This window comes from Mycobacterium neumannii, from assembly GCF_048452905.1.
GTDB lineage: Bacteria > Actinomycetota > Actinomycetes > Mycobacteriales > Mycobacteriaceae > Mycobacterium > Mycobacterium neumannii_B.
Genome location: NZ_JBCGVF010000008.1, coordinates 389741 through 411869, shown reverse-complemented (window position 1 = coordinate 411869; position 22129 = coordinate 389741). Strand labels below are relative to the sequence as shown.

The 22129-nt window shown below is 68.0% G+C and carries 24 protein-coding genes; 13 read left to right on the top strand and 11 right to left on the bottom strand.

Going from position 1 to position 22129, the window contains the following annotated elements:
• Positions 1 to 36 precede the first annotated feature (36 nt).
• Genes gndA through AAHH99_RS24775 form a run of 3 tightly spaced genes read right to left on the bottom strand, consistent with a single transcriptional unit; the run spans position 37 to position 2931 of the window.
• The gene (gene gndA / locus AAHH99_RS24785) at positions 37 to 1503 is read right to left on the bottom strand and encodes an NADP-dependent phosphogluconate dehydrogenase (protein WP_418771084.1); all 1467 of its coding nucleotides are present in this window, start codon (positions 1501 to 1503) and stop codon (positions 37 to 39) included.
• Positions 1504 to 1558: 55 nt separating this feature from the next.
• The gene (locus AAHH99_RS24780) at positions 1559 to 2500 is read right to left on the bottom strand and encodes a M56 family metallopeptidase (protein WP_418771083.1); all 942 of its coding nucleotides are present in this window, start codon (positions 2498 to 2500) and stop codon (positions 1559 to 1561) included.
• Between the two features lie 14 nt (positions 2501 to 2514).
• Positions 2515 to 2931: a BlaI/MecI/CopY family transcriptional regulator gene (locus tag AAHH99_RS24775; RefSeq protein ID WP_418771082.1), complete on the bottom strand. Its 417-nt coding sequence runs from the start codon at positions 2929 to 2931 to the stop codon at positions 2515 to 2517.
• A 219-nt stretch (positions 2932 to 3150) separates the two neighbouring features.
• Between AAHH99_RS24775 and AAHH99_RS24770 the strand changes: the two genes are divergently transcribed.
• Positions 3151 to 3927 carry an iron reductase gene (locus AAHH99_RS24770; protein ID WP_418771081.1) on the top strand — a complete coding sequence of 259 codons (777 nt, stop codon included), beginning with the start codon at positions 3151 to 3153 and terminating at the stop codon, positions 3925 to 3927.
• 154 nt (positions 3928 to 4081) lie between these two features.
• On the opposite strand, the gene AAHH99_RS24765 is transcribed toward AAHH99_RS24770, so the two are convergent.
• A complete protein-coding gene (locus AAHH99_RS24765) occupies positions 4082 to 4474 on the bottom strand; it encodes a rhodanese-like domain-containing protein (RefSeq protein WP_418771080.1) in 393 nt (130 codons plus the stop codon).
• Between the two features lie 63 nt (positions 4475 to 4537).
• On the opposite strand from AAHH99_RS24765, the gene AAHH99_RS24760 reads away from it, so the two are divergent.
• Genes AAHH99_RS24760 through AAHH99_RS24730 form a run of 7 tightly spaced genes read left to right on the top strand, consistent with a single transcriptional unit; the run spans position 4538 to position 9342 of the window.
• Positions 4538 to 4942 carry a PaaI family thioesterase gene (locus tag AAHH99_RS24760; protein ID WP_418771079.1) on the top strand — a complete coding sequence of 135 codons (405 nt, stop codon included), beginning with the start codon at positions 4538 to 4540 and terminating at the stop codon, positions 4940 to 4942.
• A 50-nt stretch (positions 4943 to 4992) separates the two neighbouring features.
• Positions 4993 to 5295 (top strand): urease subunit gamma, encoded by a 303-nt coding sequence (locus AAHH99_RS24755; RefSeq protein ID WP_418771078.1) that lies wholly within the window; start codon positions 4993 to 4995, stop codon positions 5293 to 5295.
• Between the two features lie 8 nt (positions 5296 to 5303).
• Positions 5304 to 5618, top strand: a complete 315-nt coding sequence (locus tag AAHH99_RS24750) for an urease subunit beta (protein ID WP_418771130.1) — start codon at positions 5304 to 5306, stop codon at positions 5616 to 5618.
• 28 nt (positions 5619 to 5646) lie between these two features.
• Positions 5647 to 7380, top strand: a complete 1734-nt coding sequence (locus tag AAHH99_RS24745) for an urease subunit alpha (protein ID WP_418771077.1) — start codon at positions 5647 to 5649, stop codon at positions 7378 to 7380.
• A 4-nt stretch (positions 7381 to 7384) separates the two neighbouring features.
• Positions 7385 to 8020, top strand: a complete 636-nt coding sequence (locus tag AAHH99_RS24740) for an urease accessory protein UreF (protein ID WP_418771076.1) — start codon at positions 7385 to 7387, stop codon at positions 8018 to 8020.
• A gap of 21 nt (positions 8021 to 8041) precedes the next feature.
• Entirely contained in the window at positions 8042 to 8716 is a 675-nt protein-coding gene (ureG, locus tag AAHH99_RS24735) for an urease accessory protein UreG (protein ID WP_418771075.1), read from the top strand.
• Complete coding sequence (locus AAHH99_RS24730) at positions 8716 to 9342, top strand: urease accessory protein UreD (protein WP_418771074.1); 627 nt, start codon at positions 8716 to 8718, stop codon at positions 9340 to 9342. The genes ureG and AAHH99_RS24730 overlap by 1 nt, the downstream gene beginning before the upstream one ends.
• Here AAHH99_RS24730 and AAHH99_RS24725 read toward each other — a convergent pair.
• The 3 genes from AAHH99_RS24725 to AAHH99_RS24715 form a co-directional block, all read right to left on the bottom strand.
• Complete coding sequence (locus AAHH99_RS24725; protein ID WP_418771073.1) at positions 9339 to 10712, bottom strand: NAD(P)/FAD-dependent oxidoreductase; 1374 nt, start codon at positions 10710 to 10712, stop codon at positions 9339 to 9341. The two genes, AAHH99_RS24730 and AAHH99_RS24725, sit on opposite strands and share 4 nt — an antisense overlap.
• 112 nt (positions 10713 to 10824) lie before the next feature.
• On the bottom strand, positions 10825 to 11754 hold the full coding sequence (locus tag AAHH99_RS24720; protein ID WP_418771072.1) for an LLM class F420-dependent oxidoreductase: 930 nt from the start codon (positions 11752 to 11754) through the stop codon (positions 10825 to 10827).
• Between the two features lie 66 nt (positions 11755 to 11820).
• A complete protein-coding gene (locus tag AAHH99_RS24715) occupies positions 11821 to 12492 on the bottom strand; it encodes an SDR family oxidoreductase (RefSeq protein WP_418771071.1) in 672 nt (223 codons plus the stop codon).
• Between the two features lie 138 nt (positions 12493 to 12630).
• On the opposite strand from AAHH99_RS24715, the gene AAHH99_RS24710 reads away from it, so the two are divergent.
• From AAHH99_RS24710 to AAHH99_RS24700, 3 genes are all read left to right on the top strand, one after another.
• The gene (locus AAHH99_RS24710) at positions 12631 to 13434 is read left to right on the top strand and encodes an ABC transporter permease (protein WP_418771070.1); all 804 of its coding nucleotides are present in this window, start codon (positions 12631 to 12633) and stop codon (positions 13432 to 13434) included.
• Entirely contained in the window at positions 13431 to 14483 is a 1053-nt protein-coding gene (locus AAHH99_RS24705; protein WP_418771069.1) for a sulfate/molybdate ABC transporter ATP-binding protein, read from the top strand. Before AAHH99_RS24710 ends, AAHH99_RS24705 begins: the two co-directional genes overlap by 4 nt.
• A gap of 210 nt (positions 14484 to 14693) precedes the next feature.
• Positions 14694 to 15785, top strand: a complete 1092-nt coding sequence (locus tag AAHH99_RS24700; protein ID WP_418771068.1) for an APA family fibronectin-binding glycoprotein — start codon at positions 14694 to 14696, stop codon at positions 15783 to 15785.
• Positions 15786 to 16269: 484 nt separating this feature from the next.
• Here the strand turns inward: AAHH99_RS24700 and AAHH99_RS24695 are convergent, their stop codons facing one another.
• Positions 16270 to 16524: a CDGP domain-containing protein gene (locus AAHH99_RS24695; RefSeq protein ID WP_418771067.1), complete on the bottom strand. Its 255-nt coding sequence runs from the start codon at positions 16522 to 16524 to the stop codon at positions 16270 to 16272.
• A 197-nt stretch (positions 16525 to 16721) separates the two neighbouring features.
• Here AAHH99_RS24695 and AAHH99_RS24690 point away from each other — a divergent pair, with 197 nt between their 5' ends.
• Positions 16722 to 17738 (top strand): zinc-binding alcohol dehydrogenase family protein, encoded by a 1017-nt coding sequence (locus AAHH99_RS24690; RefSeq protein WP_418771066.1) that lies wholly within the window; start codon positions 16722 to 16724, stop codon positions 17736 to 17738.
• Here the strand turns inward: AAHH99_RS24690 and AAHH99_RS24685 are convergent.
• Positions 17735 to 18088 (bottom strand): hypothetical protein, encoded by a 354-nt coding sequence (locus AAHH99_RS24685; protein WP_418771065.1) that lies wholly within the window; start codon positions 18086 to 18088, stop codon positions 17735 to 17737. The genes AAHH99_RS24690 and AAHH99_RS24685 overlap by 4 nt on opposite strands.
• 226 nt (positions 18089 to 18314) lie before the next feature.
• On the opposite strand from AAHH99_RS24685, the gene AAHH99_RS24680 reads away from it, so the two are divergent.
• The gene (locus AAHH99_RS24680; protein WP_418771064.1) at positions 18315 to 18893 is read left to right on the top strand and encodes a CGNR zinc finger domain-containing protein; all 579 of its coding nucleotides are present in this window, start codon (positions 18315 to 18317) and stop codon (positions 18891 to 18893) included.
• A gap of 2 nt (positions 18894 to 18895) precedes the next feature.
• Here AAHH99_RS24680 and AAHH99_RS24675 read toward each other — a convergent pair whose 3' ends face one another.
• Entirely contained in the window at positions 18896 to 19657 is a 762-nt protein-coding gene (locus AAHH99_RS24675; RefSeq protein ID WP_418771063.1) for a lysostaphin resistance A-like protein, read from the bottom strand.
• Positions 19658 to 19668: 11 nt separating this feature from the next.
• Positions 19669 to 22086 carry a phosphoketolase gene (locus AAHH99_RS24670; protein ID WP_418771062.1) on the bottom strand — a complete coding sequence of 806 codons (2418 nt, stop codon included), beginning with the start codon at positions 22084 to 22086 and terminating at the stop codon, positions 19669 to 19671.
• Positions 22087 to 22129 lie beyond the last annotated feature (43 nt).

The window sequence follows — 22129 nt, the reverse complement described above, 5'->3', positions numbered from 1 at the left end:
TGGCCCGACAGCGCCCGGTTTCCCGCCGAGGGAACGCTAGGCCTCGACTTCGCTGAGGTCCCCGCTCCACAGCGTGTGGAACCGCTTGGCGGGGTCGGTGTCGATGCGGCCGTAGGTGTGCGCGCCGAAATAGTCCCGCAGGCCCTGGGTGAGCGCGGCGGGCAGGCGCTCCTGGCGCAATCCGTCGTAGTAGGACAGTGCCGAGGAGAAGCCGGGGATCGGAATGCCCAGTTCGGTGGCGGTGACGACGACGCGACGCCAGCTGTCGATCGCCGCCTCGATCGCGCTGCGGAAGTAGGGCGCGACGATCAGCGTCGGCAGGTCGGGGTTCTCGTCGAACGCGTCCTTGATGCGGTTTAGGAACTTGGCCCGGATGATGCAGCCACCGCGCCAGATGGTGGCCATGTCGCCGGGGGTGATGCCCCAGTCGTACTCGGCGCTGCCGGCTTGGATCTGGTTGAAGCCCTGCGCGTAAGCGATGATCTTCGACGCGTACAGGGCTTGGCGGATGTCCTCGACGAACTTCGCCGCGTCAGACGGCTTGTCGCCGAGCGTTCCGGACGCCAGCCCGGTGGTGGCCTTGCGCTGGGTCACCGATCCGGACAGGGCGCGCGCGAACACGGCCTCGGCGATACCGGTCACCGGGACGCCGAGATCGAGCGCCGATTTCACCGTCCAACGTCCGGTGCCCTTCTGCTCGGCCTCGTCGAGGATGACGTCGACGAGCGGCTTGCCGGTCTTGGCGTCGGTCTGGCGCAACACCTTGGCGGTGATCTCGACCAGGAAGCTGTCCAGGTCGCCGGAGTTCCATTCGTCGAAGACGTCGGCGATCTCACCGGCCGACTTGCCCAGCCCGTCGCGCAGCAGCTGGTAGGCCTCGCCGATCAACTGCATGTCGGAGTACTCGATGCCGTTGTGCACCATCTTCACGAAGTGGCCCGCGCCGTCGGGGCCGATGTGGGTGCAGCAGGGGACACCGTCGACGTGCGCTGAGATCTCCTCGAGCAGCGGACCCAGCGATTTGTAGGACTCGGCCGGGCCACCGGGCATGATCGAAGGGCCGTTCAGCGCGCCCTCCTCGCCGCCGGAGATGCCGGCGCCGACGAAGTGCAGCCCGCGCTCGCGCATCGCCTTCTCGCGGCGGATCGTGTCGGTGTAAAGGGCGTTGCCGCCGTCGATGATGATGTCGCCTTCCTCCATCGCGTCGGCGAGTTCGTTGATCACCGCGTCGGTGGGGTCCCCGGCCTTGACCATGATCAGCACCCGTCGCGGCTTCTCCAGAGCGTCGAGGAATTCGGCGATGGTCTCGCTGCGCACGAACTTCCCCTCCGAGCCGTGCAGTTCGAGCAGCGCGTCGGTCTTGGCGATCGAGCGGTTGTGCAGCGCGACGGTGTACCCGTGCCGGGCGAAGTTACGCGCGATGTTGGATCCCATGACGGCAAGCCCGGTCACCCCGATCTGAGCGGTACCGGTGGTCGCGGAAGCGGATGCGTCAGAGCTCATGCGGGCAGCCTTTCGTTGTTTTGTTGTGTGAACGCCTCGTTCGCGCGGGTGGTCCCTAAGCGGTGAACAGCCGCTGTAGTTCGGTCAGCCACGGAAGCACCACCGCGAAGGTGGGCACCACGAGCACCGCGGCCGCGGCCGTGTACGCGCCTGCTGCCAGCACCCGGCTGTTGGGCCTGCCCCCGAGCCGACGTACCCGTAGCAGGGTGGTGGGTCCGCCCGCGGCCAGCGCACCCGACGGCGTACGACCGGCCGCGCACGCGACGAGTGCGCGGGCCAGGGGAGTGGGACCGGCGATGCGCACCGCCGCGTCGTCGGCCAGCATCTCGACCAGCAGTCGGACCGCGTCCAGCGCACTTCCGCTGCGGACGAAGCGCGGGAACGCCGCGTTCACCGCGGTGAACATCTCCAGCACCAGATCGTGCCGGGCGCGCAGGTGCGCGCGTTCGTGGGTGAGGATCGCCGCGATCTCGTTGTCCGCCAGCGTCGTCAGCGTGCCCTCGCTGACCACGACGCGGCTGCGCACGCCCGGCAGGCAGTACGCCAGCGGCTGGTCCACGTTCAGGATGCGCAACCCGTCACCGGCGTGGGCGTGGGCCCACTTCTGCGACTTGCCCACGAGGTCGACGACCATACGGTGATGGGCGCGACGGCGCCGCGTCGCGATGGCCACCTGCAACACCGCCGCGATCAGCCGCGCACCGATCACCAGCGTCAGCGCGAAGACCACGACGTAGGCGATCCACACCGGCCAGCCCATGACGGCGATCTCGCTGGTGATGGTGGCGGTAGGCCGACCGTCGGGACCCGGCGCGAAAAGCCTGCTCGCAATGGCGATTCCGGCCGAGAAGGCCGACAGGACGGCGGCCATCGCGATCGCCTGCCACAGCACAATGGCCGCTCGCGGTGCGCGGAACGGCCACGACGCGCGCGCCAGGACGGCGGGCACCGGTCCCGACAGGACCAGCGCCAGGACGGTGAAGGCCAGCGCAGACACGCCGTCAGTCTCTCTCAGCCGGTGCCCGAATTACCAGCGGGCGGCGCAACGCGAACCTTGCTCTCCAGTTCGGCCAGTGCGCGACGCAACGCCGCGGCTTCGTCGGCGCCGACGCGCTCGACAAAATGCACCAGCGCGGCTTCCCGGCTACCCGAGTCGGCGGCCTGGTCGAGCGCGTCGACCATCAGGCCCGCGACGAGTTCGTCGCGGCCGTGGGTCGGCGCGTAGCGGTGGGCGCGGTCATCGCGGTGCTGCACGACGAGGTTCTTCTTCGCCAGCCGCTGCAGCACGGTCATGATCGTGGTGTACGCCAAGTCGCGTTGGGCGGCGAGCGCCTCATGAACTTGGCGCACGGTTTGGGGTTCGCGGGAGGACCACAAATGATCCATCACCGCGCGTTCCAGTTCCCCCAGACGCGTCAACTTCGCCATGGTCCGTTCATCTCCTAGAGGCTATTGATCCAGCGTACTACGCCTTACTACGGTGCGTCGTATTTCGCCTGGTGGACAAGTTCCCACTGTCGCCCGGCTCGAACCTCCGCCCGTGGTCACCGCCCATTCGAAGGGTGGTGTGAAAGCAGTCACAGGGTCTGGTCGTCGTGACGCTCATAGCTATAGTAAGCCTTACCTAACTTGAATATGGGAGGCCCTATGACGGTATTGGTCGACGATCCACTCATCGCGAGCATGGCGATCCACAGGACGTTGCCGCTGCATGAGTCGAGTCGACGACTCCGGGAGCTCTATCCCGAGTGTCCGCGGGTCTACGGCGTCGCGGTGATGCGGGACCTGTCCCGGCGGCGGTGGTGGCCGCTGGCCGACGCGCTGAGCACGGACCGCCTGCAGACGATGTTCGATCTGGCCGCCGAGGAGACCGACAGCCGCGCCGCGGTGGCACACCAGTTGGTGGCCACCCTCGCCCACGTGGTCGTCGGCCGCGTCGTGCCGCTGGTCGTACTCGAAGGCCGCGCATGGGACACCGGCCTGGAGAACCTGTGGGTGCATGTGGATTCCGAAGGTGCGATCGATTGGGTCGGCGTCGTCGACCCGACGCTGCGGGCCCTTCCCGACGATCCGTACTTCGACCTCAGGTCCAACCGCGCCGGAGGCTCGACGCGCGACGGCATCGTGGCGCTGCCCAGCGAGGCGGCGTTGACGACATGGGTCGCGCACCGCAGCCACCGCGCGCTGGCGCCGCTGTTCGCCAAGCTGGTCGAGATCAGCGGGGGAGCGATGTCGGTCGCCTCGATGTGGCATGTCGTGGGCGGGGCGGTCGTCAGCGCCGCCACGCAGGTGCCGCTGCTCGCCGGCTCCAGCGAGTGGACGAGCATGCGCCGCGGGCAGGCCGTGCTCGATGCGCTCGTCGGCTTCGGGCTTCCGGTCCGGGGCACCTCCCGACCAAACACAGGCAAAGTCTTGCTTAATTAGGCAAGCCTTGCCTATGCTCTTGACCAGAGATCGATACGAACCACCGGACCGCGCCGGAGTCCTGAGGGCTGCAGAGACCCCCGGTCCACACGGAGGACGAGCCCCGCACCATTGGTGCGGGGCTCGTCCGCATGTGCCCTGAATACCGTGTGCGTCAGGTGTTTTGGTCGCCGGCTTTTTCGACGGCGCCACCGCTGTCGGCCCAGTCGCCGAAGGCACCGAGGTTGTACACGTCTTGATAACCGAGCTCTTTGAGCGCCTGCCCCGAGAGCGCCGAGCGCCCACCGGATGCGCAGTACACGATCACCGGTTTGTCCTTGGCGAAGTTCTGGTCGTGATACGGCGACTCGGGGTCGGCACGGAACTCGAGCATGCCGCGGGGGACATGCACGGCGCCCGCCACCTTGCCGCCCTTCTCCAGTTCGGGGGCATCGCGGACGTCGACTACCAACGCACCCTTGTCGATCATTTCCTTCGCCTCGGCGTGGGAGATCTTGGGCACCACAGCGTTGGCAGCTTCAACGAGGTCTTTCGCGGTCTTGGCCATGGCTGACCCTAACTCCGCGCACCCGGCGCGGTCATGGTGTTCGACAGCGTGTAGACACGATCCGTGACTTCCGACCTGCCTTCCGACCTGGGGAAGGGCTTCGACACCGAACTCGGCCTGACCTATCTCGAACTCGGTCCCGACGGCGGCCGCGCACAACTGATAGTCACGGACAAGCTGCTTCAGCCCTACGGCATCGTGCACGGCGGCGTGTACTGCTCGATCGTCGAAAGCCTGGCGAGCGTGTCCGCCGCGGTCTGGCTCGCCGACAACGGCGGCGGCAACGTCGTCGGCGTCAACAACAACACCGACTTCCTGCGTGCCATCTCCTCGGGGACCGTCACCGCGGTGTCCACCCCGATCCACCGGGGCCGACGTCAGCAGCTGTGGCAGATCACCATCAGCGCCGACGACGACAAGCTCGTCGCGCGCGGACAGGTGCGGCTGCAGAACATGCCCGCCGCGTAAGACATCGCGTGCGCTGCTGATCGCCGCGCTCCGTGGCAATATCGCCCACTATGCGTTTATCCCCGCATGAGCAGGACCGCCTGCTGATCTCCTACGCGGCCGAGCTCGCCCGGCGCCGACAGCACCGTGGCCTGAAGCTCAATCATCCCGAAGCGGTCGCGCTGATCACCGACCATCTCCTCGAGGGCGCCCGCGACGGCCGCACGGTGGCCGAGCTCATGGCCAGCGGCCGCGAGGTCCTGCGCCGCGACGACGTCATGGAGGGCGTTCCCGAGATGCTCGAGGACGTCCAGGTCGAGGCGACGTTCCCCGACGGCACCAAGCTCGTCACCGTCCACCACCCGATCCCGTGACCGGACCGATGGTGCCCGGCGAAATCCGGTACGGGGACGGCGACATCGAGATCAACGCGGGCGTCGAGCGGCTCGCGATGGAGATCGTCAACACCGGAGACCGACCGGTGCAGGTCGGCAGCCACGTCCACCTGCCGCAGGCCAACGCGGCGCTGTCCTTCGACCGCGCGGCCGCGCACGGCCACCGGCTCGACATCCCCGCGGGGACCGCGGTGCGGTTCGAACCCGGTGTGGCCCAAACCGTCTCGCTCGTAGCGCTCGGAGGCTCGCGCGAGGTGCACGGGTTGAACCTGGACCCGCCCGGTCGGTTGGACCCGCGATGAGCGCATCCGCCGAGAGCAGAGGAGTCCGATGACCCGGTTGCCACGCGCCAGGTACGGTGCCCTGTTCGGGCCGACCACCGGCGACCGGATCCGACTGGCCGACACGGACCTGTTCATCGAGATCACCGAGGACCGCAGCGGCGGGCCCGAACTCGCCGGAGACGAGGCCGTCTTCGGCGGGGGCAAGGTGTTGCGGGAGTCCATGGGGCAGGGACGTGCGACACGTGCCGACGGGGCTCCCGACACCGTCATCACCGGCGTGGTGATTCTCGACTACTGGGGAATCATCAAGGCGGACATCGGTATCCGTGATGGCCGCATCACCGCGATCGGCAAGGCGGGCAACCCCGACATCATGTCGGGCGTCCACCCCGACCTCGTGGTCGGGCCGTCGACGGAGATCATCGGGGGCAACGGCCGTATCGTCACCGCAGGCGGCATCGACTGCCATGTGCACCTGATCTGCCCGCAGACGATGGGTGAAGCGCTCGGCGGTGGCATCACCACGATGATCGGAGGCGGAACCGGCCCGGCGGAAGGCAGCAAGGCCACCACCGTCACCCCCGGCGCATGGCATCTGGCCCGCATGCTCGAGTCGCTGAACTCCTGGCCGATGAACATCGCGCTGCTTGGCAAGGGCAACACGGTCAGCGCCGAGGCCATGTGGGAGCAATTACGCGGCGGTGCTTCGGGTTTCAAACTTCACGAGGACTGGGGTAGCACCCCAGCCGCGATCGACGCCTGCCTCACCGTTGCCGACGCATCGGGCGTACAGGTCGCACTGCATTCGGACACCCTCAACGAGGCCGGCTTCGTGGAGGACACCGTCGGCGCGATCGCCGGCCGGTCGATCCACGCCTACCACACCGAGGGAGCCGGTGGTGGACACGCTCCCGACATCATCACCGTCGCCGCGCAACCGCACGTGCTGCCCAGCTCGACCAATCCGACACGCCCGCACACGGTCAACACACTCGACGAGCACCTCGACATGTTGATGGTCTGCCACCACCTCAACCCCAGCGTCCCCGAGGATCTCGCGTTCGCCGAGAGCCGCATCCGGCCGTCGACCATCGCCGCCGAGGACCTGCTGCACGACATCGGTGCGATCTCGATGATCGGCAGCGACGCCCAGGCGATGGGCCGCATCGGCGAGGTGGTCATCCGCACCTGGCAGACCGCGCACGTCATGAAACGCAGGCGCGGTGCGCTGGACGGCGACAGTTCGGGGGCGAGGGCCGCCGACAACCACCGCGCACGACGCTATGTCGCCAAGTACACGATCTGCCCGGCGATCGCGCACGGCCTCGACGCCGAGATCGGATCGGTCGAGGTGGGCAAGCTCGCCGATCTCGTGCTGTGGGAACCGGCGTTTTTCGGTGTGCGCCCGCACGCGGTGCTCAAGGGCGGCATGATCGCCTGGGCCGCAATGGGAGACGCCAACGCGTCGATCCCGACCCCGCAACCGGTGCTGCCGCGCCCCATGTTCGGTGCGGCGCCGTCGGCCGCCGCCGCCACGTCGGTGCACTTCGTCTCGCACCAGGCCGTCGACGACGGACTGGCCGACCGGATCGATGTGAAACGGCGCCTCGTACCGGTCAAGGACGTCCGCAGCGTAGGCAAGGCCGATATGCCGCTCAACGACGCGCTGCCACGCATCGAGGTCGATCCCGACACCTTCACCGTCCGCATCGACGGAGACGTCTGGCATGAACAGCCGGCGGCCGAACTGCCGATGGCACAGCGGTATTTCCTCTTCTGACCCGATGACGAACCTGACCACACTCCTCGCCCTGGCCGACTCGCGCTTGCCGACCGGCGGGCACGTGCACTCCGGCGGCATCGAGGAAGCGATCACCAGCGGGCTGGTCGCCGACGTGACCACGCTGCGCGCATACCTGCGCCGACGCATTCGAACCCAGGGCCTCGTGACCGCCTCGCTGGCTGCGGCCGTGCACACGGGAACACTCGAGCCCGCGCAGGCCGATCACGAAACCGACGCCCGCACACCGGCGCCCGCCGCCCGCCAGACATCGCGCGCACAGGGGCGGGGCCTCGTGCGGCTGGCCCGCCGGGTGTGGCCCGACGACGACTGGGGCGCGCTCGGTGCTACCCCGCACCTGTCGGTCGCGGCGGGATGGACCGGACGCGCGGCGGGGCTGACCGCTGAGCAGACCGCACTCTCGATGGTCTACACCACGATGACCGGTTCGGCGACCGCCGCGCAGCGCCTGCTCGCACTCGACCCCGCCGACGTCGCCGCGCTCACGTTCGAGCTGTCGGCGCTCTGCGACCAGACCGCGGTCTCGGCCGCAAAGGAACTGGCCGACCTGTCCGATCCGATGCTCGACGTGCTGGCCCAGCGCCACAGCAGGCGTGAGCGCCCCCTATTCGTCTCCTAGTCCGGCCCCGAAAGGATCGTCATGCCTCCGCATTTCATCGACGGCGAGCCACACCACCATCTCGAACGACCCAAGCGCGCGCGCCAGCCGGGGGAGCCCTTGCGCATCGGCGTCGGCGGTCCGGTGGGTTCGGGAAAGACCGCACTGGTCGCGGCGCTGTGCCGACAGCTGCGAGAACAGGTGTCGCTGGCCGTGCTGACCAATGACATCTACACCACCGAAGACGCGGATTTCCTTCGACGCCATGCCGTGCTGCCCGACGAGCGGATCGCCGCGGTGCAGACCGGCGGCTGCCCGCACACCGCGATCCGCGACGACATCACCGCCAACCTCGACGCGATCGACGACCTCACCGCCGCAAACGACCGGCTGGACCTCATTCTCGTCGAGTCCGGCGGAGACAATCTGACGGCGACGTTCTCCTCGGGGCTGGTCGATGTGCAGATCTTCGTCATCGATGTCGCCGGCGGCGACAAGGTTCCCCGCAAAGGCGGTCCCGGGGTGACCTACTCAGACCTGTTGGTGATCAACAAGACCGACCTCGCCCCATTGGTCGGAGCCGACCTCGAGGTGATGCGGCGCGATGCGACGGCCGTGCGCGGTGAGCGCCCGTTCGTGATGATCTCGCTGACCGAGGACCCCGCGGCCTCCGCGGTGCTGAGCTGGGTGCGCGCCCAACTCCGGGTGCCCGTCTAGTGCGATCCGAGGTGCTGATCGTCGCGCGGCGGGACCGCCGGCCGCGCCTCGAGTGCGCGGGCGGTCTTGCCGCCCGGCTCACCGGGCCCGACACCGTCCATCTGGTGTCGGCGGCGGCGACCCCGCTGGGTGGCGACGTCCTCCACTTCCGCGTCGTCGTCGAAGCGGACGCTCGGCTGCGGATACGCACCGCCGCCGCGACGGTGGCCCTCCCAGGGGCCAAAATCCTTGACTCTCACGCGATCTGGGAGCTCGACATCGCCGGAGAGCTGGACCTCGACCCCGAACCCACGATCGTGGCAGCCGACTCGCGTCACCACACCTCGGTCCGCCTGGATGTCGGCGCACACGGACGTGTCAGGCTCCGCGAGCGGGTGCAGATCGGCAGATCCGATGAGAACCACGGGTTCTGGTCAGGGTCGCTGCACGCCGACGTCGACGGCACTCCACTGCTGCGGCATCGCATCGAGTTGGGCAGGGGTTCGGTCACCGACGACGAGATCAGCGCACCGATGGCCGCGATCAGCGAACTGAGCTACCCGCGCGCCGACGTCGACACGGCGGGTGAACCGCTGGTGCTTGCCGCTGGCGGCTGCCTGGCGACCTGGCAGGGCCTGCGGCTTTAGCCTGCGACCTTCTCGGTGTCGCGCACGCCCGCGGCGATCTCCTGGAGCTCCTCTATCCGGGTGCGGGCGTAGGCCTGCTGCTCGGTGATCGTGAGGTTGCCGCGCTGCGTCGACAGGAACGTCACCGTCCACGACACCAGCGTGGTGAGCTTGCGGCGGAAGCCGACCAGATACACAAGGTGCAGCACCAACCAGGCCAGCCAGGCGATGAAGCCACCGAACTCCAGCGGGCCGATCTTGGCGACGGCGGAGAACCGCGACACCGTGGCCATCGAGCCCTTGTCGAAGTACTGGAACGGTTCGCGCTGTGTGGGATCGGCGCCCTTGAGCTCGGCCCGGATCGCGTTGGCGGCATACCGTCCGCCCTGAATGGCGCCCTGCGCCTGCCCGGGCACGCCCTCGACATGGGCCATATCGCCGACCACGAACACGTTCGGATGGCCGGGCAGCGTCAGGTCCGGGTTCACGAGCACGCGCCCGGCCCGGTCGACCTCACCCTCGGACTGCTCTGCGAGGTCCCGGCCCAGCGGGCTGGCCTGCACACCGGCCGACCACACCTTCGTCGCGGACTCGATACGCCGGATCGTGCCGTCGGAGTCCTTGACGGTGATGCCGTTGCGGTCAACATCGGTGACCATGGCGCCGAGCTGGATGTCCACGCCCATCTTCTCGAGCCGGTCCTGCGCCTTCTTGCCCAGCTTCTCGCCCATCGGGGGCAGGACGGCGGGTGCGGCGTCGAGCAGAATCACCCGGGCGGTGGTCGAATCGATATGGCGGAACGCACCTTTGAGGGTGTGATCGGCCAGTTCGGCGATCTGTCCGGCCATTTCGACGCCGGTCGGACCGGCGCCGACGACGGTGAACGTCAGCAGCTTTTCGCGGCGGGCAGGATCGCTGGACCGCTCCGCCTGCTCGAACGCGCTGAGAATGCGCGCCCGCAGCTCCAGCGCATCGTCGATGGACTTCATGCCCGGCGCCCACTCCGCGAAATGGTCGTTACCGAAGTAGGATTGGCCGGCGCCTGCGGCGACGATGAGCGAGTCGTACGGGGTGACGTAGGTGTGACCCAGCAGCTCGGACTTGACCGTCTGGTTGGCCAAGTCGATGTGGGTGACGTCGCCGAGGACCACCTGGCAGTTCTTCTGCTTGCGCAGGATCATCCGCGTCGGCGGCGCGATCTCGCCGGACGGGATGATCCCGGTCGCCACCTGGTACAGCAGCGGCTGGAACAGGTGGTGGGTGGTCTTGGCGATCAGCTTGACGTCGACGTCGGCTCTTTTCAGTCTTTTGGCAGCGGTCAGCCCGCCGAACCCTGACCCGATGATGACGACCTTGTGCCGATCAGATGCAGTGGCTCCGGGATGGCTCATATTGGGCTCCTCGACGGTGCTTCCACGTGCAGTTCACTACCCGTAACGGTAGTCGCCTGAACACCCGATCAGTGAACGGGTTCGTTGTGTTATATCCCACCCGGTGCCCGCATCACCCGCCGAGCAGCGGCCGGAGGGCTTCGCCCACGGCGGTGACCCGGCCGGGGTGGTACCCGTCGAGGCTCGTCACCGGGCTCAAGATCACCCCGTCGACACCGGCGTCGAGAACCTTGGTCTTGATCTGCTCGGCGATCTGATCGGCACTGCCGAACACCGCTTGCTGTTTGAAGTCGTCGGGGATGATGTCGCCGGTGACGTTCTCGTCGATGATCGCGACGACGAGCATGCTGGTCTCCAACGTCGCGGGGTCTCGGCCGATCTCCTCGCAGCGCTCCTTGACCACCTGCATCTTGCGCGGCAGCTCGTCGAAGCCTGCGATTATGTTGAGGTGGTCGAAATGCCTGGCCGCCAGCGGAATCGTCTTCTTCTCGCCGCTGCCGCCGATCATCAGCGGAATGTGGTCCCGGAACCGCGGTTCGGCCATCGCCTCTTTGGTGCGGTAGTACTTGCCGTCAAACGTCGGGCGCTCGCCGCGCAGCATCGGCAGGATGATCTCCAACGCCTCGCCGAGCTTGTTGAAGCGGTCGGTGAAGGTGCCGAACTCGTATCCGAGGCTGTCGTGTTCGAGCTCGTACCAACCGGTGCCGATGCCGAGGATGGCGCGTCCCTGGCTCATCACGTCCAACGTGGTGATCGCCTTGGCCAGCAGCGTCGGGTTGCGGTAGGTGTTGCCGGTCACCAGGGTGCCGAGCTGGACCCGCTCGGTGGCCGTGGCCAGACCGCCCAGCGCGGTGTACGCCTCGAGCATGGGCTGGTCCGGCGTGCCGAGCCCGGGCAGTTGATAGAAGTGGTCCATCACGAATACCGAGTCGAAACCGGCGGCCTCGGCCTCCTGCGCCTGTGCGATGACAGTAGGGAAGATTTCGGCGACGCCCGTGCCGTAGGAGAAGTTCGGGATCTGGAGTCCGAGTCTGATGGTCATGAGAGCACGAAACCACACCTAAGCGGAGCGGTCACCCCGTTTAGCTCCGGGCGAACAGCGGAATAGTCAGCCGAAGTTTGCGAGCGCGCCCTTGCTGACGTGCAGCACCTGGCCAGTGATGTGCCGCGCCGCCGGTGTGGTGAGGAAAAGGGCGAGGCGCGCGATCTCGTCGGCGACCGGCGGCGGCGTGCGCGACAGGCCTTCGTAGCCGGGCTCGGCGTTCCGTCCCGAGGCCACCGCGTTAACAGTGATGCCGCGAGTGCCGAAGTGCTCGGCCTGACCAGCGGTCCAGTCCGCGAGCGCGGCCTTGATCGCCGCGTCCGCGCTGCCGACGGCCGGGTTCTCGGCGACCACGTTGACGATCGAACCGCCCGAGCGCAGATGGTCACCGAGGATCTGCACCGTCAGCACGGCGGACACGACGGTCGAGTCCAGTGCCGCACGCCATGCCCTGGCCAGGTCGGACAGCGAATAGGTGCGGGGATCGCCGCCGTCCCACCCGGGGGCGGGCACATTGACGATCGTGTCGAGGTGATGCGGGAACTGCTGTCGCGCCGCTTCCAGGCTGTCTGGATCGGTGTTGTCGAGCACGATGGCGTCGATGTCGAGTTCCTTCGCGGCGACCTCGAGTTCGTCGCGGCGGGCGCCCACGATCACGACGCGGTGACCGGCGTCGCGGAAACCTTCGGCGACCGTGCGGCCCAGATCGGTGTCACCTGCGGTGACGAGCACCTCCATCGCGAGGACCTCCCTGTCGTGTTCGACGCTGCACGCAGCGACCCTCCGAAATGTTACTGGACAGTAGCTACGGCACGAAACCGGCGCGCAGGCGCGAGTCCCATAGGGTTTGGCCTGTGGAGTGCGAGGCGGGATGGGTTGAGTAATCCGGCTGGTCTGCCGCGCTGGCTGTATCTACCCGCCGCGGTCGGCGCGCTGTTCGTCGCGGTGCCGCTCGTGGCGATCGCGGCCAGGGTCGACTGGCCGAACATCGTGCACCTGATCAGCAGCGAGTCCTCGATCAACGCCCTGTTGCTGAGCCTGCGCACTGCGACCGCCAGTACGTTGCTATGCCTGCTAGTGGGCGTTCCGATGGCGCTGGTCCTCGCGCGCAGCGACAGCCGAGTGGTCCGAACCGCGCGGCCCCTCATCCTGCTTCCGCTCGTGCTGCCCCCCGTGGTCGGCGGAATCGCTTTGCTGTACGCATTCGGCCGGCTCGGCCTACTCGGCCAGTATCTGGAGGCCGCGGGTGTCCAGATCGCATTCACAACGACGGCGGTCGTGCTCGCGCAGACGTTCGTGTCGCTGCCGTTCCTGGTCATCGCGCTCGAAGGGGCCGCGCGTACGGCGGGAACCGGTTACGAAACGGTGGCCGCAACTCTGGGCGCCCGTCCGTCCCGGGTGTGGTGGCGCGTCACGCTTCCGCTGTTGACGCCCGGTCTGGTCTCGGGCGCAGTGCTGGCGTTCGCCCGGTCACTGGGCGAATTCGGTGCGACGCTCACGTTCGCGGGCTCGCGCGAGGGCGTCACTCGGACGCTGCCGCTGGAGATTTATCTGCAGCGGGAGAGCGACGCCGACGCCGCGGTGGCGTTGTCGCTGCTGCTCGTGGTGGTGGCAGCCGTGGTGGTGCTGGGGCTGGGGAGTCGACGGTTGCGCGGTGACAGTGCGTGGAGCGCGGCGTGACCGGTATCAGCCTGCGCGCGGTCGTCGGGCAGCGCGGTGTCGACGTCGCGTTCGACGTCGCCGGTGGTGAGGTGCTGGCCGTGCTGGGCCCCAACGGCGCGGGTAAGTCGACGATTCTGCACGTCATCGCGGGACTGGTCCGACCCGACGACGGCGTCGTACGGGCGGGCCCGCGGGTGCTGACCGACACCGCATCGGGCGTGCATACGGCGACCCACGACCGCCGCGTCGGGCTTCTGATGCAGGATCCGCTGCTGTTTCCGCATCTCGACGTGGCCGCCAACGTGGCTTTTCCGCCCGGCAGCACGCGCCCCGAGCATTGGCTGGCGCAGGTCGACGCGGACGGACTGGCCGACCGCAGGCCGCGTCAGCTGTCCGGGGGGCAGGCGCAACGGGTCGCACTGGCGCGTGCGTTGGCGGCCGAACCCGACGTGCTGCTGCTCGACGAGCCGTTGGCCGGGCTCGACGTCGCGGCCGCCGCTGCGATGCGCAAGGTGCTGCGCGACGTGCTCACACGCGACGGGCGGTCCGCTGTGTTGGTGACCCACGACGTGCTCGACGTGGTCGCGCTCGCCGATCGGGTGCTGGTGCTCGAATCCGGCAGCATCGTTGAAATAGGTTCTGCTGCAACGGTGTTGGCGGCCCCGCGGAGCGACTTCGGCGCCCGGCTGGCCGGGGTGAACCTGGTTCGCGGGACGGCGGACGGTCACGGCGTCCTGACCACCCGGTGGGGCTCGGCCTGGCACGGTAGCCCGGCGTCGGAAATCGGGACCGCGGGGCCGGCGGTCGCCCTGTTTCATCCCGCGGCGGTCGCGGTGTACCGCGACCGGCCGCACGGCAGCCCCCGTAACACCGTCGAAGTCACCGTCACCGAACTCGATGGCCGCGGACCCGCGATCCGGGTGCGGGCCGGGCAGCAGCCCGACGGCAGTCCGGGGCTCGCCGCCGACATCACCGCCGACTCCGCCACCGAACTGAGGCTTGCCCCCGGCGAGCGGGTGTTTTTCGCGGTGAAAGCACAGGAGGTCACGCTGCATCCGGCCCAGTAACGGTTACCGGAGCGGGCGCGAAAAGCAAGCGAGTTCCCTGGCATCGACAGCGGTTCGCCCACCCCGCGCCACGCGCGGGTACTGTGCCGTGTCAGCAAATCATAGCGTTACTGCTATCAGTGCTTATCGTCTTCTCAGCTATGAATTATTTATCCTCATTTTGAGCAATTCACACTTGCGTCACGGCGGTAACACGGTAGTTTCTTCCCCATGGATCAGCCGGACGCGATTTCAGCCCCGCGCAGGGGGCTCTCGAGGACATTGGCGGTCGCGGCGGTGACCGGGGCAACCGCCATAGCGCTTGCGCTCCCGACGGTGGCCCAGGCGCAGCCTGAACCCACGCCTGCGCCGCCCCCGCCGCCGCCGACGGGGAACACCTTCCTGCAAGGTCCTCCGCCGCCTCCGGCACCAGGGGCGCCCGCACCCCCTCCGGCACCAGGAGCGCCCGCTCCGGCTCCCGCGCCCGGCGCGCCACCTCCCGCACCCGGCGCACCGCCGCCACCTCCGGCGCCGGGGGCACCGGCACCAGCACCCGCCGATCCGAACGCGCCGGCCCCGGCGCCCGGCGATCCTGGCCGCGTCGACTCGGCCGCGGGTGGCCTCAGCTACGTCGTGCCTGCCGGATGGAAAGTGGCGGATTCGACGCAGCTCTCCTACGGCCAGGCGTTGCTGACCAAGGACGCCCCCGAAGGTGCCGAACCGCCCAACGACACCAGCATTCTGCTCGGCCGGCTCGACCTGAAGCTCTTCGCGGGCGCCGAGACGGACAACACGAAGGCCGCGCAGCGGTTGGCCTCCGACATGGGCGAGTTCTTCATGCCGTTCCCCGGGACCCGGGTCAACCAGGAGACCGTCGAGCTCAATGCCGATGGCATGCCGGGCGTCGCGTCGTACTACGAGGTTAAGTTCACCGACACGAACAAGCCCAACGGCCAGATCTGGGCCGGCGTGGTGGGCAACCCGGTCGAACCGGGTACGCCGCGCGGTCAGCGCACCCCCGAGCGGTGGTTCGTGGTCTGGCTCGGCACCGCGAACAACCCTGTGCCGAAGGAAGAAGCGGTGACGCTGGCCAACTCGATCCGGCCGTACACCCCGCCCGCGGCGCCTGAGGCCCCGCCCGCCGATCCGAACGCACCGGCGCCACCGCCGGCCGATCCCAACGCGCCGCCTCCTCCGCCTGCGGATCCCAACGCGCCGCCGCCCCCGCCGGCCGATCCCAACGCGCCTGCCCCGCGTCCCGCGGTCGGCGTGCCGGTTCCGGTCGCGCCGGAGAACGCGCCCGGGATGGCGCCCCCGGCCTGACGTTCAGCTCGGGTCCGCGGCCTCACGGTCCTCGAAGGTCGAAGAGAGCGGTGTCCTATCCGCGCGGGGCGTTCCTTGGTCCTCGCGCTCGGATCTACAAGCTCGCTAAACGCTCGCGCAAACTGACGGCGCGAACGGAACCGGAATAGGCACGCATACCCCAACCGAGAAGTAGGGCGTGACATCCCCGTTCCAAGCCGGCGGCGGAGGTGGCGCCGGTGGAGCCGGCGGCAAAGGAGCCACGATGCACGAATTCGAAAGGGCGTCGTACACGGTTCCCGGCCCGCACTCCGCGGCCGTCGCGATCCCGGGCGCCGATACCGCTGTCGCCAATGGGATGACTACGATTGAGACTCTGGCTGCCCACCGATGAATGATGCCTCGCATGCGGGCTCTCCCCTCGGATCGTTACCCCGACCCTTATCTATGGGAGTCTAGAACTGCCGCATTCTCGAAACCAGGGGAATTGACGCGATGGTCAGCTTCAGGGCCCAACCCACGGTGGTTGCCCATTGAGGTTGTTGACGTTCGCCGTGATGCAGGGGAGATTGCCGCCGAAGCCCAGGACACCTACCGTCTGGCATCGCTGAAAACTCCCGTCCGGTGCGATTGGACCGTCGCAAATTTGGCCGCCGCCCCATGGTGTCCATCCCGATTGGCAGCCCGCATCGGCCGGGGCGGCTAAAGCGATACCGCCCGTCACCATTGCCCCGATTGCCAGTGCCACAACTGTTTTCATTCCCCACCTCTCTTGGCAGCGCCGGCGGCCCGGCATTATTTCTGCGACACGCTTAGCTGATCTATCGATTCACCCTATTTCTTTGTTATTGCAACGTGTTGAGATCTTCCTCACGTTCCGTTGAACGGCCCCTCGTGGTGGCGCCGTCCGCGACCGTGAGGGTGGTGCCCCGATCACTGCGGGGCGACCATGTGGTGATGAGCGTCTCAACCATGACCGCCTGGCAGGTTCGACGGCCGGGACCGATGGTTACGCGGCCCATGGAACGCGTGCGGGTCGAAGTTCCGCGTCCGGGACCCGGCGAACTTGCGGTGGCGGTGCGCGCATGTGGCGTGTGCCGCACCGATCTTCACGTCGCCGAAGGCGATCTGCCCGTGCATCGGCCCCGGGTCGTGCCGGGCCACGAGGTGGTCGGCGAGGTCGTCGAGGTGGGGGAGAGCGCGGGCGCGGAGTTCTCCGTCGGCGACCGCGTCGGCATCGCGTGGCTGCGACATACATGTGGGCGATGTCGGTACTGCGTCAGGGGCGACGAGAACCTGTGCCCACAATCGTGTTACACGGGTTGGGACGCCGACGGCGGATACGCCGAATTCGCGACGGTGCCAGCGGCATACGCGCATCCGTTACCCGCGGGCTACTCCGACACCGAACTGGCGCCGCTGTTGTGCGCCGGGATCATCGGCTATCGCGCGCTGCTGCGCGCAGACCTGCCGCCGGGTGGCCGGTTGGGCATATACGGATTCGGCGGTAGCGCGCACCTGACCACCCAGGTGGCCGTCGCGCAGGGCGCCGAAGTACACGTGATGACGCGTGGGGAGGTCGCGCGTGAGCTCGCAGTGAGCCTGGGGGCGGCGTCCGCCCAGGGCGCCGATGAGCGTCCGCCCGTCGACCTCGATGCCGCGATCCTGTTCGCGCCCGTCGGTGAGCTCGTCCTGCCGGCACTCGAAGCGCTCGATCGCGGTGGCACGCTTGCGATCGCGGGTATTCACCTCTCCGAGATCCCGGCGTTGGACTACCAGCGGCACCTCTTCCAAGAGCGTCAGGTCAGGTCGGTCACCGCCAACACTCGCGCCGACGCACGGGCCTTCCTCGCATTCGCCGGTGAACACCACATCGAGGTGACCAGCCCGCCATACCCGCTCGACCGGGCTGACGCCGCGCTGAGCGATCTGGCCTCCGGCCGGGTCTCCGGGGCCGCCGTGCTGGTCGTTTAGAGCTCGGCCAACGCGGCGCGGAGTCGGCCCACGAGATCTCCACGGCCGTACCGGTAAACGGGTCCGGTGCCGTCGGCCAGCAGGACGCGTAGCCGCGCCATGCCCCGCGCCCCGACCATCCGGGGAGAGTGCAGCCGCAGCGTTATCTCGTCGATCACGTCCTCGGCGGCGGCGATGTTCGGTACGTGCAACGGCACCCGCGAGGACATCAACGGGCCGCGCCCGCGAGCATCCCGGACGATCCGTCGCAGTGCCCTGGCCACCGCCTCGCGCTCGGCGGTCGACGTCAGCCGGGCGCAGTGCGCGGCGTATGCATCGCTGTCGGGTGCGACGCCGCCGACGGCCGCCATGCGGTCGAACTTGTTGGCCCTCAGCCGCGCCACCACCCGCGCGCGGAGAGACGGGGCAGTTGCCCCGCTCGCTGCCGCCGCAAACGACGACACAAGGGTTGATGGATTCGAATTGTCCGACATATCGATCCTCGTTAGCGCGGGTGTGTGACCACTGACGACTTTATAACGGTCATGCATGACCGGTCAAATTGAATTACCAGTCATACAAAGCTAGGCTTGCTATATGACTCGCACGCGGTGGCTGGGGGACCAGGAGACGAAACCGGCACCGCCGCGTCTCGCCCTGGTTCAGAGCCTGGTCAACACGGCAGAGTTGCCGTCCGGCCCCGACCGTTTGGCCGATCCGGATGTCGCGCAACCGTGGCTGCACGACAAGGGGTTGCTGGGCCCCGGGGACGGCATCGACGAGGCCGACCTCCAGTTGCTGCGTGGTGTGCGCGAGGCCCTGCGCGCGATGCTGGTCCACAACGCCGGTGGCCCGCGGCCGACAGCGGCAGCGCTGGCGCCTCTGCGGGCCGCCGCCGGTGGCGCCGCACGGGCCGAGGTCGAAGACTCGGGGCGGATTCGGCTGTCGGCGCTGGGCACCTCGCTGCACGACCGCCTCACCGAACTGCTACTGGCGATCCACGATGCACAGCGCGACGGCTCCTGGTCGCTGTTGAAGGCGTGTGCCAACGAGGAGTGCCAGTGGGCGTTCTACGACCGCTCACGCAACCACGGCGGCACCTGGTGCAGCATGGCGACCTGCGGTAACAAGCTCAAGAACCGCGAGTTCCGCGCCCGCAAGCGCGCCTCGCACTGACGTCAGGTCAGGTGCCACACGAACGCGGCTGCCAGCGCGCCGAGCCCGTTCAGCGACCAGTGCAGCGCGATCGGCGCGATCAGGCTGCCGCTGCGGCGGCGCAACCAGGTGAAGACGAAGCCCGCGATGCCGGTGGCGACCACCGCCAACGTCACGCCGGCGACGGTGCCGATCACACCTCCGCCGAAGATCCGGGTGAAGCCGACGTTGCTACTGGTCAGGCCCAGCGAGGTGGCGATGTGCCAGAGTCCGAACAACAGCGAACCGGCCGCGGCGACACCACGCCAGCCCCAGGCGCGGTCGAGCGCTCCGTGCAGCACCCCGCGGAACGCCAGTTCCTCGGGGATCACGGTCTGCAGGGGGATGATGACCATCGACGCGATGAGCGCGCCCGAGATCGTGGCGTAGTTGTTGTTCATGAACATCGGCCGCGTCCACGGCAGCAGCGCACCGATCGCGATGACCGACAACACCAGCGCGACGGCGCCCAGCGCGTAGCCGGTTCCGGACTTCAAGTGTTCGCGGCTCAGGCCGAGTTCGGCCCACCCGAGGCCGCGGGAGCGAACCAGCGCCACCAGAAGCAGCGCCGCCGCCGGCACCGTTGCCACGCTGGCCCACGGCGTGGTGAAGTGCGCGATCAGATTCGTCAGCGCCAACACCACCACGACCACCGCGATGTCGACGTAGGTGCGGAAGTGGTGCAACGCGGAGAGCTGTTCGACCAGCGGATGCGGGCGCTCGGCGAGGGCGGCTTGGTCGGACACGAAAATCCAGTCTAGCGGTCGTGTTCGCTGAGGGTGTCCTGCGACAGCGAAGGCGCTTGGTAATCCGGGTCCCACGTCCACCCCGAGATCGCCGGATCGTCCTCGCCGTGTTCCCGGGTGTAGCGCCGGGCCGCCAGGCGCGCGTCAGCCATCTCCTGGCGCAACCCGGCCACGCTGCTGCCCAGACTGTCGACGCGGTCGATCACGTCCATGACCAGATGGAACCGGTCGAGGTCGTTGAGCATCACCATGTCGAACGGGGTCGTCGTGGTGCCGCGTTCCTTGAAGCCGCGCACGTGCAACTGGGCATGGTTGGCGTGCCGGTAGGTCAGCCGGTGAATCAGCCAGGGATAGCCGTGATAGGCGAAGATGATCGGCTTGTCCGTGGTGAAGATCGAGTCGAATTCGCGATCGGACAGGCCGTGCGGGTGCTCGGACTCCGGTTGCAGTCGCATGATGTCGACGACGTTGACCACCCGCACCTTAAGCTCGGGCAGCCGCCGACGCAGGATGTCGGCGGCCGCCACCGTTTCCAGGGTCGGGATGTCTCCGGCGCACGCGAGCACCACATCCGGCTCCCCGGTCGTGTTGCTCGCCCACTCCCAGATCCCGAGACCGCGTGTGCAGTGCGCGATCGCCGAATCCATGTCCAGGTAGTTCAGCGCCGGTTGCTTGCCGGCGACGATCACGTTGACGTAGTGGCGGCTGCGCAGGCAGTGGTCGGCCACCGACAGCAAGGTGTTGGCGTCCGGCGGCAGGTACACGCGCACGACCTCGGGTCGCTTGTTGGCGACGTGGTCGATGAAGCCGGGATCCTGGTGCGACGCGCCGTTGTGGTCCTGGCGCCAGACATGCGATGTCAAGAGGTAATTCAGCGATGCGATCGGCGCCCGCCAGGGCATCTCCCGACTGCTGTTGAGCCACTTGGCGTGCTGGTTGAGCATGGAGTCGATGATGTGGATGAACGCCTCGTAGCAGTTGAACAGCCCGTGTCTGCCCGTCAGCAGGTATCCCTCGAGCCAGCCCTGGCAGAGGTGTTCGGACAGCACCTCCATCACCCGGCCCTCCGGACCGAGGTTCTCGTCGTCGGGAGTGACCTCGGCCAGCCAGGCCTTGTCGGTCGCCTCGAGGGTCGCCGACAGCCGGTTGGACGCGGTCTCGTCGGGTCCCATCAACCGGAATCGGTCGGCGTTACGCGCGATGACGTCGCGCAGAAACGTCCCGAGCACCCGGGTCGCCTCCGTCGATTCGGAGGCGGGGTCGTCAACCGGCACCGCGTAATCGGTGAAGCGCGGCAGATCCAGATCCTTGAGCAGGAGACCGCCATTGGCGTGCGGGTTGGCGCTCATCCGCCGCTGTCCGCGCGGGGCGAACGCGCGTAATTCGGGCAATAGCGCGCCGTCCTCGTCGAACAGTTCTTCGGGCCGATAGCTGCGCATCCACTCCTCGAGCTGAGCGCGGTGTTCGGGATTGGTGTGGGTGCCCGACAACGGAACCTGATGGGACCGCCACGTGCCCTCGACCTTCTTGCCGTCGACCTTCTGCGGGCCCGTCCAGCCCTTCGGTGTCCTCAACACGAGCATCGGCCACAGCGGCCGGCCCTGTTCACCGTCGAGGCGAGCGGCGCGCTGGATCGCGGCGATCTGGTCGAAGGCCTCGTCGAGCGCCGTCGCCAGCTGCTGATGCACGTTGGCCGGATCGTCGCCGGCCACGGTGATGGGCCGGTAACCGTAGCCGAACATCAGCGACTCGAGTTCCTCCTGCGGAATGCGCGCGAGGACCGTGGGGTTGGCGATCTTGTAGCTGTTGAGGTGCAGGATGGGCAGCACCGCACCGTCGGTGACCGGGTTGAGGAATTTGTTCGAATGCCAACTGGCCGCTAGCGGGCCGGTCTCGGCTTCGCCGTCACCGATGACACAGGCGACCACCAGGTCGGGGTTGTCGAACGCCGCGCCATAGGCGTGCACCAGCGCGTAGCCCAACTCCCCGCCCTCGTGGATGGACCCGGGGGTCTCCGCGGCGACGTGGCTGGGGATCCCACCGGGGAAAGAGAACTGGCGGAACAGCTTTCGCATTCCCTCGGTGTCTTCGGAGATACCCGAGTACACCTCGCTGTAGGTGCCTTCGAGATACGCGTTGGCCACCAGGCCGGGGCCGCCGTGTCCCGGGCCGGTGATGTAGATGACGTTGACGTCGCGGTCGCAGATGACGCGGTTCAGGTGCGCGTAGATGAGATTGAGGCCCGGTGTCGTGCCCCAGTGGCCGAGCAGCCGGGGCTTGACGTGCTCGGGCGCCAGCGGCTCGCGCAGCAGTGGATTGTCCAGCAGATAAATCTGGCCGACGGACAGATAGTTGGCGGCGCGCCAGTAGGCGTCGATCAGGTCGAGTTCATCGGTGGACAGCGTGGGGGACAGGGCCTCGGCAGTCATCTGACTCATCATCGTCGAAACGGGTGAACGGGTGTGTCACTCC